The organism is Achromobacter sp. Root565, assembly GCF_001427425.1.
Lineage (GTDB): Bacteria > Pseudomonadota > Gammaproteobacteria > Burkholderiales > Burkholderiaceae_B > Achromobacter > Achromobacter spanius_D.
The window spans coordinates 379,399-391,881 of sequence record NZ_LMGO01000006.1; the positions used below are offsets into that span (position 1 = coordinate 379,399).

At 65.6% G+C, this 12,483-nt stretch carries 9 protein-coding genes; all 9 read right to left on the reverse strand.

Annotated elements, in window-relative coordinates; translation table 11 throughout:
• Positions 1–11 precede the first annotated feature (11 nt).
• The 9 genes from ASD71_RS23120 to ASD71_RS23160 all read right to left on the reverse strand — a co-directional run bounded on the left by ASD71_RS23120 (position 12) and on the right by ASD71_RS23160 (position 12,405).
• A complete protein-coding gene (locus tag ASD71_RS23120; RefSeq protein WP_056570151.1) occupies positions 12–767 on the reverse strand; it encodes a cephalosporin hydroxylase family protein in 756 nt (251 codons plus the stop codon).
• Entirely contained in the window at positions 768–1,589 is an 822-nt protein-coding gene (locus ASD71_RS23125; RefSeq protein WP_056570152.1) for an NAD(P)-dependent oxidoreductase, read from the reverse strand. It lies immediately after the preceding gene.
• Complete coding sequence (locus ASD71_RS23130; RefSeq protein ID WP_056570153.1) at positions 1,586–2,830, reverse strand: class I SAM-dependent methyltransferase; 1,245 nt, start codon at positions 2,828–2,830, stop codon at positions 1,586–1,588. The genes ASD71_RS23125 and ASD71_RS23130 overlap by 4 nt, the downstream gene beginning before the upstream one ends.
• Positions 2,827–3,384 (reverse strand): dTDP-4-dehydrorhamnose 3,5-epimerase family protein, encoded by a 558-nt coding sequence (locus tag ASD71_RS23135; RefSeq protein WP_056570154.1) that lies wholly within the window; start codon positions 3,382–3,384, stop codon positions 2,827–2,829. Before ASD71_RS23135 ends, ASD71_RS23130 begins: the two co-directional genes overlap by 4 nt.
• The gene (gene rfbG, locus ASD71_RS23140) at positions 3,381–4,451 is read right to left on the reverse strand and encodes a CDP-glucose 4,6-dehydratase (RefSeq protein WP_056570155.1); all 1,071 of its coding nucleotides are present in this window, start codon (positions 4,449–4,451) and stop codon (positions 3,381–3,383) included. Before rfbG ends, ASD71_RS23135 begins: the two co-directional genes overlap by 4 nt.
• Positions 4,436–5,206: a glucose-1-phosphate cytidylyltransferase gene (gene rfbF, locus ASD71_RS23145; protein WP_056570157.1), complete on the reverse strand. Its 771-nt coding sequence runs from the start codon at positions 5,204–5,206 to the stop codon at positions 4,436–4,438. The genes rfbG and rfbF overlap by 16 nt, the downstream gene beginning before the upstream one ends.
• Positions 5,203–8,631, reverse strand: coding sequence for a methyltransferase domain-containing protein (locus ASD71_RS23150; RefSeq protein ID WP_056570159.1), 3,429 nt, complete (start codon positions 8,629–8,631; stop codon positions 5,203–5,205). The genes rfbF and ASD71_RS23150 overlap by 4 nt, the downstream gene beginning before the upstream one ends.
• Before the next feature lie 257 nt (positions 8,632–8,888).
• Positions 8,889–10,577, reverse strand: a complete 1,689-nt coding sequence (locus ASD71_RS23155) for a flagellin (RefSeq protein ID WP_056570161.1) — start codon at positions 10,575–10,577, stop codon at positions 8,889–8,891.
• A gap of 226 nt (positions 10,578–10,803) precedes the next feature.
• Positions 10,804–12,405 (reverse strand): methyltransferase regulatory domain-containing protein, encoded by a 1,602-nt coding sequence (locus ASD71_RS23160; RefSeq protein WP_056570164.1) that lies wholly within the window; start codon positions 12,403–12,405, stop codon positions 10,804–10,806.
• Between the last annotated feature and the right edge of the window lie 78 nt (positions 12,406–12,483).

A 12,483-nucleotide genomic window follows, 5' to 3' on the forward strand; every position in this document is an offset into this window, starting at 1 on the left:
CCGTACCGCGATCAGGCCTTGCGGCGCAGGAAGCCGTCGGGCGCCGACGTGACGAGCAGGCGGTCTTCGACCGAGCGGTCGATCTCGAACTCGGGATGCTGCTTGGTCCATTCCCACACGGCCGTCTTGGGGTTGTTGCCCTTGCCCCAGTGGCGGCCCGGCCATTCGTAGTCGGCCGGCATGTCTTCCACGAAGGTGTCGAAGACGACGCAATAGCTTCCCACGCTGACGAGATCCGCGTAGGCGTTCAGTTCGGCCAGCACATGGTCGTGCGTGTGATTGGAATCCAGGCACACCATGATGTTCTTCTTGCCCTCGGCGTGCGCGCGCACCTGCGCGATCGTCGCGGGGTCGATGCTGGAGCCTTCGATGAGGTGGATGCGCTTGGCTAGCGGGTGGGTCTCGATGGCCTTGCGGTTGTGCTCGCGGATTTCGATGTCCACGCCGACCACTTCGCCCGCGCCCAGCAGTTGCAGCATGGAGGCCGACAGCATCAGCGAGCCGCCGTGGGCAATGCCCGTCTCGATGATCAGGTCCGGCTTCACGGCCCAGATCAGTTCCTGCATGGCCATGGCGTCCATGGGCAGCTGGATGAGCGGGCGGCCCGCCCACGAGAAGTTGTTCATGTACTTGCGCTCCAGCGCCATCTGGCGCCAGGCAATGGAGAGCTCGCGGAATTCCTGGTCTTTGGCAAACCCGGCAATGCGGGCTTCCTTCTCCTGGCGGTACTCCGGATGCGCGTCGGGCGTGGTTTCAAGGTAGGACATTCAGATTCCTTTGTGCAGACGGTACTGCGCTAGAAAATTCGGGAAAAATTCGGAAAACGGACGCGGGGGCTGGCGGCACAGCGCTTGCGTGCGCGTCACGTCGATGTCGTCGAACGCCCACGCCGGGGCGCCGGGTGCGACCGAAACGGGGTAGCCCATGACATCCTGCAGGCACGCTGCGACCTCGCGGTTCTCAACGCCCGCGCCGTGCGCGACATTGAAGATGCCGGCGGCATCGGACAGGGCGATGGCAAGAATCTGCGAGACCGCGTCGTCGATGTGCAGGTAGTCCTTGCGGGAGGAGAGCGCCGTGCGCAGCGTGATGCGGCCGTCGCGCGCGCCTTCCTCCAGCAACTGATCAATGAAGCTGTCCGGCGCGTCGCGCAGGCCGACGATGTTGGACAGGCGCGCCACCTTGGCCGGCCGTCCGCCATGCAGGCAGAGCGATTCGCCCATGAGCTTGGACAGGTTGTACAGGTCGCTCGCGTCGTTCGGATTGACGCGCAGCGCCGCGCTTTCATTCGTGTCGGCCACGCCTGAATACACGCGCGTGCTGGACAGGTAGGTCAGGCTGTCGAAATCGCCGTGGGCGAGCAGGCTGCGCAACAGGCAGACGTGGGCCTCGACGGTGTCCAGCGGACGGCTGCGAAAGTCCGATGTCAGACCGATCGCGTAGATCACGTGACCCAGCGGGCGGCGCAGCAGGTCCGCATCCTGGCGCGGCGGCGCGTCACAGGCGACGCCGTCGGCGCGCAGACGCGCGGCCAGATGGCGGCCGATGAAGCCCGAGGCGCCCAGAACGGTGACCGGCCTGCTGTTCATGCGTGGGGACCGCTGTCGATGGAAAGCGACGGGATCGCCGTGACCAGCTTGGCGCCCCATTCATGGCGCGCGTAGGCAAGCTGCTCCGACACCTCGGTCTTCAGATTCCAGGGCAGGATCAGGATGTACTCGGGCCGGTCCTCGCGCAGCCGCGCTTCGGCCACGATGGGAATGTGGCTGCCCGGCAGGTACTTGTCCTGCTTGGCCGGGTTCAGGTCCACCACGTACGGCAGCAGATCCGGACGCACGCCGGCAAAATTCAGCAGCGTGTTGCCCTTGGCGGCTGCGCCGTAAGCGGCAATGCGCTTGCCGCCGCGGCGCAGCTCCACCAGGAACGCCAGCAGGTCATTCTTGACCCGTTCGGCCTGTTGCTGGAAGCGTGCGTAGAAGTCCGACCCGGCGACGCCGGCGCGCTGTTCTTCATCCAGCGTGCGCGCCACCTCGGCGCCGGTTTCATGCTTGCCGGTATCCAGGCGCTGCGCGAAGACGCGCAGGCTGCCGCCGTGCGTGCCCAGGTGCTCGACATCGAACACCGACAGGCCGTTGGCGGTGAAGATGCGCGATACCGCCGTGAGCGACAGATAGGAATAGTGCTCGTGATAGACGGTGTCGAACTGGCCTTCCTGCACCATGCGCAGCAGGTGCGGAAACTCGAATGTCGCCACGCCTTGCGGCTTGAGCAGGGCGGCGAAGCCCGAAACGAAATCGTTGATGTCCGGAACATGCGCCAGCACGTTGTTGGCGGCAATCAGGTCCGCGGCGCGTCCGCCCTCGGTCAGTTCGTCGCCCAGTTCGACGCCGAAGAAGCGCTGCACGATGTCGATGCCGCGGTCGCGGGCGGCTTGCGCCGTGCTGGCGGTGGGCTCCACGCCGTAGCAGGCAATGCCCGCTTCCTTGACGTACTGCAGCAGATAGCCGTCGTTGGCCGCGATCTCCGCGACCATGCTGTCCTTGCCCAGGCCGAAGCGGCCGATCATCGCATCCACGTAGCGGCGCGAATGCGCCAGCCACGATGACGAGAACGAGCTGAAGTAGGCGTAGTCGTCGGTGAACAGCGCCTCGCGGCCCGCGTGGTCTTCGGTCTGGACCAGCCAGCAGGACTCGCACACGAGGATGCGCAGCGGGAACCAGCTCTCCGGGCCGCGCAGCGCCGCTTCGGTCAGGTAGGCGTTGGACGGCGGGGCATGGCCCAGGTCGAGGAAGGGCAGGCGCAGTTCGGCCTGGCAATGGCGGCACTTCACAGTGCGACTCCAGAATAAGCAGCGTCCAGGCGCGGATGTTGCTGATCGCGCTCGGACACCAGGGTAGGGGGGGCGGGCCAGGAGATGCCGACGCGGGCCTCCTGGTAATGCAGACCGGCCTCGGCTTGCGGGGCATAGGGGGCGGAGTGGCAGTACAGCATTTCCACGTCGTCGCTCAGCGTCTGAAAACCGTGGGCGAAGCCTTCGGGAATCAGCAGCGCGCGGCCGTTGTCCGCTGACAGACGTTCCGCATGCCACTGCAGGAACGTGGGCGAACCCTGCCGCAGATCGATGGCAACGTCCCAGACCACGCCCCGGATGCAGCTCACGAGCTTCATTTCCGCAAAGGGCGGCAACTGGTAGTGCATGCCGCGGACCGTGCCGGCTTGCGCGGTATAGGTATGGTTGACCTGCGCGACCGGGCCGCTCCAGCCGCATGCCGCCAGATCGGCCGCATCGAACAGCCGCGCCAGAAAGCCGCGCGTGTCGCCGCGCGGATGGCGCTGCACGACCTTCAGGCCGGAGATCGGCGTATCGAGAATGACCAGGCTCATGTCCGCGCCTCGTAGCGGTCGATGTCGGCATGGCAGAGCGCCTGCGCATCGTCGCCGGCGTCGAATCGGCGGTACCAGTCCATGCTGTGCGTCACCGCCTGCGGCAGCGCCCATCGGGGCGCCACGTTCAGCACTGCGCGCGCCTTGGACGTATCCAGGGTGAGCAGCCCGGCCTCGTGCGGTCCTTCGATCTGTTCGGCATAGACCACGCGGCCCTTGCCGTAGGCGGACAGGGCAAGATCCACCACGGTGCGCACCGGCGCTGCCTCGGCGACATCCGGGCCGAAGTTGTACGCGTCCGCCAGCGCGGGCGCATCCCACAGCTTTTCCGCCAGGGTCAGGTAACCCGCAAGCGGTTCCAGGACGTGTTGCCACGGGCGTACCGATTGCGGCCGCCGTACATGCAGATCTCCGCCGTCCCGCCAGGCGCGCGCGGCGTCAGGCAGCAGGCGGTCCGCCGACCAGTCGCCGCCGCCGATCACATTGCCGGCGCGCGCGCTGGCAACAGCCAGGCCTTGCTCACGCAGGAAGGCGTCGCGATAGGACGCAATGACCAGTTCGCTGGCGGCCTTGCTGGCGCTGTAGGGATCGTGCCCGCCCAGCGCGTCGTTCTCGCGGTACGGGTAGGGCCATTCGTTGTTTCGGTAGACCTTGTCGGTCGTGACCATGACCGCGACCCGGGCCGACGGCGTGGCGCGCAGGGCATCCAGTAGATGCGCCGTGCCCATGATATTGGCGGCAAAGGTTTCGACCGGCTGCGCATAGCTCGGCCGCACCAGCGCCTGCGCGGCCAGGTGCAGCACGACGTCCGGACGGGCGGCCAGCACGTGTTCGCGCAGCGCGGCGGCGTCGCGGATGTCGCAATAGTGGCTATCGATCAGCGCGCCCAAGCGGGCGGCCTGATACAGGCTGGGTTCCGTGCACGGCGGCAGGGCAACGCCCGTCACCTGCGCGCCCAGCCGCTGCAGCCAGATTGCCAGCCAGCCGCCCTTGAATCCGGTGTGACCCGTCAGGAGGACGCGCTTGCCGCGCCAGAAACCGGCATTCGGCGTTACCAGACTTTCCATGGCGCCTTGCCCGTGCTCCAGAGGGATTCCAGCAGGTTCTTTTCGCGCAACGTGTCCATGGGCTGCCAGAAGCCCAGGTGTTCGTAGGCGTGGAGCTGGCCGTCACGGCTCAGTGCTTCCAGCGGGCCGAGTTCCCACGTGCAGTCGTCGTCCTCGATCAGCTTGAGCACGCTGGGCGACAGCACGAAGAAGCCGCCGTTGATCAGGCCGCCGTCGCCGCGCGGTTTTTCCGCAAAGCCGGTGACCAGATCGCCTTCGCGGCGCAGCGCGCCATAACGGCCAGGCGGCTGCACGGCGGTCACGGTGGCCGCCTTGCCGTGCTTGCGGTGAAAGGCGAGCAGGGCGGTGATGTCGATATCGGCCACGCCGTCGCCATACGTAAAGCAGAACGCCTCTTCTTCCTTCACGTAGTCGGCCACGCGCTTCAAGCGCCCGCCGGTCATCGTGTTCTCGCCCGTGTCCACCAATGTCACGCGCCACGGCTCGGCCTTGCGCTGATGCACTTCCATGCGGTTGTCGGCCATGTCGAACGTGACGTCGGACATGTGCAGGAAGTAGTTGGCGAAATACTCCTTGATCATGTAGCCCTTGTACCCGCAGCAGATCACGAAGTCGTTCACGCCGTGGGCGGAATAGGTCTTCATGATGTGCCACAGGATGGGCCGCCCGCCGATCTCGATCATCGGCTTGGGTCGCGTGTGGGTTTCTTCGGAAATCCGGGTGCCAAGGCCTCCGGCCAGGATGATTGCTTTCATGCTTGGGTTTCGCACCAGTTCTTGAACATTTCGCGCAGCGCGCCTTCGAACTTGCGCGCGAAGGCGGGTTCGTTCATCAGGGGGCTGACGCGCATTTCTTCGCGCAGGCCGCCGCGGATCTTGGCCAGGGCGGGCAGGTCGCTCGCCAGCGCGACGACCTTCTCCACGTACTCCAATTCCGTCTGCGCGACCCACTCGGGGCGTTGGATGCCGTGCAGGATCGAACTGCCGATGCGGCCGACGCTGGGCCGGCTGGCGAGGGTGACGTACGGCACGCCCATGTAAAGGGTCTCGACCAGCGTCACGCCCGAGTTGTGGGGGAAGCAGTCCAGACCGATGTCCATGCTGCGCAGGATGTCCCACGGGGGGCTGTCCCAGCCGATCAGCAGGCGGTCGCGCGCGATGCCGTGCGCGCCGAAGCGGCTTGCCAGCTCCTCGCGCATCGGGCCGTCCTTGTAGCTGCGGCTGTTGACGATCAGGCGCGACTGCGGCACGCGGCGCAGGATCTCTGCCCACACGCCGACGACCTTGTCGTTCATGCGGATCGCGCGGGTGAGGCTGCCGAAGGTGATGTAGCCGTTCTTCTGCGCCGGCAGGTCGTTGCAGTCGCCCATGCCTGCGCCGGCGCGGTAGACGAAGTTGCTGTCGGCCAGCCGCCAGGGCTTCTCAGAAAACAGGGCTTCGCTGCCCGTGGGCGCCATGACTTCATCGCTCATGATGTAGTCGATGGCGGTGAGGCCCGTGGTGTAGCCGAAGCCCAGCCAGGTCAACGAAATGGGCGCGGGCTTGCGGGCGAACACGCCCAGCCGGTTGCCGCCGGTGTGGCCGGCGACGTCGATCAGGATGTCGATGCCGTCGGCGCGGATGCGGTCGGCAAGCGCCGCGTCGCTCATGCCGGCGGTAGGCGTCCAGGCGTCGAAATAGCGCTTGAAGCGGGTGGTGACGGGGTCTTCCGCGACGAATTCCGCGTAGGCATGCAGTTCAAGGTTCTCGCGGTCGTGATGCGACAGCAAGGGCTCGATGAAGTTGTTGCCCGAATGCTGGCGGAAGTCCGGAGACACGTAAGCCACGCGGATGCGGCGCTTGGCGTCACGGAGGTTCGCATGGGGACGCCACGTCGACCGCAGGCCCTCGCAATGGACCTGATTGAACTGGCGGTAGGCGTCGAACACCTCTTCCGCGGTCGCGGACGGGGAGTAGTTCAGCGAAAACAGCAGGTTGTTGTGCGCGATGAGCGCCTTGGGCGCGATCGACACCGCGGCCTTGGCGGCGGTCACGGCGCCTTCCGCATCACCGCGATCCAGCAGGATCTTGCCCAGGTTGGTTCTGGCCTTTTCCTGATAGGGATCCAGCGACAACGCGGTCAGGCAGCTTGCCTGTGCTTCCTTGTAGCGCAGCTCCGAACACAGCGCATCGCCCAGCACGCCATGCGTGGAGGCGTCGCGAGGCGCAAGCTCCACCGCGCGGCGCGCCGCGCCGATGGCTTCGGAAGTGCGGGTGAGCGCCGTCAGGCAGGACGACAGCACGATATAGCTTTGGGCCCGCGCGGGCGCCAATTCCAGCATCTTGAGCGCCGGCGCGAGCGCCTGGCGGAACCTGCCGGAGTTGCACAGCGTGACAGCCAGGGGCTCCCAGGCCGCGGAGGCGCCCGGGACCGTCTTGATGAGCTGGCGCGCCAGGCCTTCGGCCTTGTCGTATTGCCGTTCGGTCAGCAGGTCCTGGATGCGCATGGCAAGCGTCGCCGCGGCCGGCGGCAGGCCACCGGCCATCGAGCCGGCCGCCAGAACGCGCTGATTCAGGCTGACGCGTGCCAGGGCGCCGGCATACAGTCCAAAGAGCTGCGCGTCGCCGTGGCTGGCGGTCAGCGCCTCGTTGAGCAGCGCGGCCCACGCCGACGCTGCCCCCTGCAGCAGCCCATAACGCTTGAGCAGGCCCAGCAATTCCAGGAGGCCCGATGTGTCCCGCGGGATACCTGCTTCGGTCGTTTCAGGCGCGGTGCTTACCTGCAGCAGCGGCAGCCCTTGGGCAAGCCGGTCCGCCATGGTCTGAAAATCGGGCGTCAGGATCAGCTTGACGGGTTCGTGCCACAGGTTGAACCGCAGCGGAACGCCTTGCGCAAGCTGTTCGGACAGCGCGACGTTCAGGCAGGCAACCGGGCGGACCGGCGCGTTGTCTTCACGATCGTAAGGGCCCGCTTCGACGCAGAAATGCGCCAGATCGTGCTCCATCAGCGTCGTCAGCGACTTGTCGAGCAGCTTGCGCGCGGCGCCGTCGTCCAGCCCCTCCGCGTGCATCAGCACGGCGACCAATGTCGTATAGGGCAGGGACCCGGGCCAGGCGTGGGCAAGCGTGTCCATCAGCTTGACCATGTGCGCTTCCGTGGTCACCAGGCCGCGGCCCAGGTGGTTCACATAGGTCGCACCCACCTCCTGCCCGTTGGCGGCCAGGCGCTGCGCGCCGCACGCCCAGCGCAGGTCCTTGAGCCGGCTCAGGTCCGGCCGCGGCTGGAGCTGTTCGGCGGCGGCCTGGGTGGTGAGAAGGCTTTGCCGGAATCCGCGTCCGGTCGCGAAATCCAGGTATTGCTGCCTGACGCTGGCAGGCTGGCCCATGGTCAGCAGGCTGTGGGTCAGCGAGACGTTCTGCCCCATGTTCAGGGCGATTTCGGAAAGGGGCTGGGCGTCGCCCACGTAACCCAGTCCGGCCTCGGCCGCCCGGCCCGCAAACTCGACGAAGTAGCAGGGATTGCTGGCGACCGGGACCACCGTGTCCTGCGTCTGGCCGTCGAAGGCGCGCTGGAACTGCGCCGCGGCCGTCGCGAGGTGATTGCCGATCGGGTTGGACGCCGCAATCCCATCGTTGAACAAGGTCAGCGCGGCCAGCGCGCTGGCGCGGAACTGGTCTTCTGTCTGCGCGGCGTGGCCGTGCAGCATGATGGCGTCGCGCACGACTTCCTGGGCTTTCGCGCCGGGGTAGACGTGGTAATCCACATACAGGATGCCGTTCGGCGACAACAGCCTGCCGCAGCGCTCCAGCAGGGCTTGAGCCTCGCCGGGCGGCAGATAGCTGTAGAGGCCGGTGACGATGATGTAGTCGAAGGGACCTGCGCCCGGATCCAGCTCGGCATAGTCCTGCGCCAGCAGCGTGAGATTCGTCAGGCCCAGCGCGGCGGCCATGTCGCGGCCTTGCGCGATGACGGCTTCAGACGCGTGGATGCCCGTGACCTGCGCCTCGGGGTAGGCCAGGGCGAAGGGAAAAAGCCCCTTGCCGGTGCCGCAGCCCACGCCCAGCACACGGGCCTTGCCCAGCGCCGGCGCCTCGACGCCGTAGAGATAGGCGGTAGCCTGCAGGTTCAGGGGGGAGTGGCTGGTCGCCAGAAGTCCCGGTTCGGCAATTGCCTGGCGGTGGTGGTAAGCCGGATTCGACATGGATGCGGGTGACGGACAGGCGAGAAGCCCGGAGTACGAGGAATGTGGCAATTCTACGAATCGCCACCCCCGTTCATTCCGCGAATCAGCGTCGGAATTCCGCGCCACTTTCCCCAAAGCGCCCGGCGCCTGGCAGACGAAAAAAAACCCGCCAGAAGCGGGTTTTTGGGGTGACCGGGTAAGGCGCGAAGGGCCTTGCCCGGTCTGCAGCCGGGAAAGCCGTGGCTTTCCTGGCTGTTCGTACCGTTTGCCGAGAATTAACGCAGCAGCGACAGCACGGTTTGCGGCACTTGGTTGGCTTGCGCCAGAACCGAGGTACCAGCTTGTTGCAGGATCTGAGCCTTGGACATGTTCGACACTTCCGTGGCGTAGTCGGCGTCTTGAATACGCGAACGAGCGTTGGAGAGGTTGTTGACCACGTTGTTCAGGTTGGCGATCGTCGATTCCAGACGGTTCTGCACAGCACCCAGTTCGCCGGTCAGCTTGTCCAGCTTCGTGAAGGCGGCGTCCAGCGTCTTCATCGGATCGGTGGTCTTCGTGCCCTTGCTGGTGTCTTCCGTGGTCAGCTTGCCGGAGCTGTTGACCTTGGCTTCCTTACCGATCTTGGCTTCGTAGTCGCCGGTGCCCGTGCCGCTCTTGACCGTGGCCTTGCCCGTGTTCGGGTCAACGGTGTAGGTCGTGTCGTACGTCTTGGTCGTGGTGAACGTGCCCTTGTCGTCGACGTAGGTGTCGGTCGACTTGCCGCTCGTGAACGTGACGTTGGCGCTGGTGATGCCTTGACCCAGCTTGACGATCACGCCGCCGGCGGTGGCGTTGGCCTTGACGTTAGCCAGCAGCGCATCGGTAGCGATGGTGTTGGTGAACGACAGTTGGTTGGCCGTACCGGTGTTCGAGTACGTCTTGCCGCCGATCGAGACCGACGAGTTGCCGGCGCCGCCGCTGCCGTTCGAGGCAGCTGCCATGACGGTGTTCAGCGTAGCAGCCGTGGCGCTGGAGCTGTTGGTGGTCAGGTTGCCAGCGGCGTCCAGGAACGCGTCTTGGCCGCCGATGGTGACCTTGCCGGTCGCGTCGACGTCGAACGAGGTCGAAGCCGAGCCGTTGCTGTGCGTGTAGGTGCCGGAGGTGGTGCCGGTAGCCGGGCGCAGCGAGGTGGCCAGGGCGGTAACAGCAGCAGCGTCCGAAGCCGACTTGTCGGTGAACGTGAAGTTCTTGTTGGCGGCGTCGTACGTGTACGTCACGCCGGTGGCGCCTGCGCCAACGCTGACGGTGTTGCCGTTTTCCAGCTTGGCGAACGTTTGGTCGGCGGTAGCAGCAGCGTGCGTCGTCGTAACCTTCCAGTCGTTACCGGTGGCCACGCCGCCAGCAGCTTGCAGGTCGGACACGGTAGCCGAACGGTTCTGGGTCACGCCCGAGCCGTTGACGTTGAAGCCGTCCAGACCCAGCGTCTTGACGCTGATTTCGGTCAGGTTCAGGGTGATCGTTTCGCCGTCGTTGGCGCCGACTTGCAGCGTCAGGGGCTTGGCCGAATCCGACAGAACCTTCACGCCGTTGAAGTCGGTTTGTTGCGAGATGCGATCGATGTCCGACAGACGCTGGTTGATTTCGTCTTGCATCGAGTTCAGCTGTTCTTGCGAGTAGCTGCCGTTGGCGGCTTGCACGGACAGTTCGCGAACGCGTTGCAGGTGGGTGTTGACTTCGGAGGCAGCGCCTTCCGTCGTTTGAGCCAGCGAGATGCCGTCGTTGGCGTTACGAGCGGCTTGGGTCAGGCCCTTGACGTTCGCGGTGAAGCGGTTGGCAATGGCCATACCGGCGGCGTCGTCCTTGGCGCTGTTGATGCGCAGGCCCGACGACAGGCGCTCGATGGCGGTGCCCAGGGAAGATTGCGACTTGTTCAGGTTGTTCTGAGCAACGAGCGACAAGTAGTTGGTATTGATGACTGCAGCCATGTTTAGGCTCCCAAGAGAGAAAGGCTTCTTCAAACCGGGCAGCGGGGCCGCCCATCTTTGTAACGGGAAGAATTCTTTGACTTGTGTCTTCGAATTTCTCCGTTGCCAGGATTACGGCAGTCAAAAATCAATCTTTAGGCTTTTTTTTCGGCAATCGTAAATTTGCACGATGGACAGCCGGATTTCCTGCCGGTTTCCCCTGGAGGACCGGCAGGACGCCGTGCGCTTAATTCAAGATGAGGCCGCTGCGGCGCAATTCGGTCAGCAGGGAATTAAGAAATTCCTGCGCGACCGGCTCCAGATTGCGGGCGCCTTTGTAAGACTGGCCGTTCGGATGCGGATGGCGGCCGGTCGTCAGCGCGTCGCGCACGGCGCTGCGCAGTTCGGTCGCGCCGCGCGATCCATCCATCAGGCTCATGATGTGCCGGCTCAGCGGATCGGCCGGCGGCGTCACGCCCTGATGCCAGAAGTTATGCAGGCTGACCTGCGTGTTGGGCCGGATGGCTTCGGGCAGCAGATTCAGGGCGCCCGTGATGAGCACGGGCTTGGATTGCGGCGCCTGATACGGCGACGGCTCCAGGCGGTAGTACAGCGCATTCGATTGCACGAGCGCGATGACATGGGCCAGCAACGCGGCGGTCATCTCGTCCTGGGTGGCGGCAGGCGCGTGCTTGCTGGCGGCTTCGCGGACGGCGCCGAACGTCACCGACTGCGGCCACGACTCGCCCAGCATGTCCATCAGCGTATGGGCGACCGGGTCATGCGAGGTCAGCGTGGCGCCGCGCGCGGACTGGTATTGCCGTTGTTGCGGGGCAGCCGCGGCGCCGGGTTGGGCGCGCAGGTCGGCAGCCAGGTGCATGCCCTCGAAGGCGCTGCCTTCGGGCTGCTCCAGGATCATGCCGGCGCGTTCGGCGTGAATCAGAAGGCTCTTGCGGAACGAGCGGCCGATGGCGAAGTCCAGATACTGTTCCCGCATCTCGCGGCCGGCGTTGACGGCCAGCCCGTTCAGGCCCAGTGCCACACGCGAACCGTATGTGGAGGGGAACGACAGTTGCGGTTCGGCATCGGTCACATAAGCCAGGCCGGCCTGTTGCGCCGCCGCCGCAAACTCCAGGAAGTAGCAGGGCGTGTTGACGGCTTCCAGGTATTCGTGAAGCAGGTAGTGATCGCTTTGGCCGCGCAGCTTCTGCGCGGTGTGCTGCAGCGCCGACTGCAGGGGATTGTTTTCCCACAGGCCGTTTTCAATAAGGCCGAGCATGTCCTTGGCGCGCGCCAGCTTCTCTTGCGGCGTTTGCGCACCGAAGCTGTTGAGCATCATGGCGTCGCGAATGACGTCCGACGCCTTCCAGCCCGGGTAGGTGTTGTAGCTGATATAGGCGACGCCCTCGGGCGCGAGGTTCTCCTTGCAGATGCGCAGGATCGCGTCACGCACTTCCGGCGGCACCCAGCTGAATACGCCGTGGCAAATGATGTAGTCGAACGTGCCGAACTCGGGCGTGATGTCGGTCAGGCTCATGGCGTGCAGATCGAGATTGCGTGCGCCGGCGGCCTCGGCCGCGCGCTGGCCCGCTTCGATCTGTTGCGGCGACAGGTCGACACCGACCGCGCGCGCCTCGGGATAGGCCATTGCGAAGGGCAGCAGGTTGCCGCCTGCCGCGCAGCCGAGTTCCAGCACGCGGGCGCGGCTCAATTCAGGCGTGGAAATCCCATACAGATGCGCCACGGCGCGCAGGCTGCCTGGCGCGGTGTACGAAAAGGGCAGGGAAAGATAGGGGGTTTCGTCGTAGGCGTCAGAAATGGCCTGCGTCAAGCGGTCGGGTGCGCTCATGGCGAAATTCCGGGATGGTCGTGGTGCGCTGCGAGGCTCTTGCGGTTCGCCGCGCACGCGTTGTGGGCTAGACCGAAA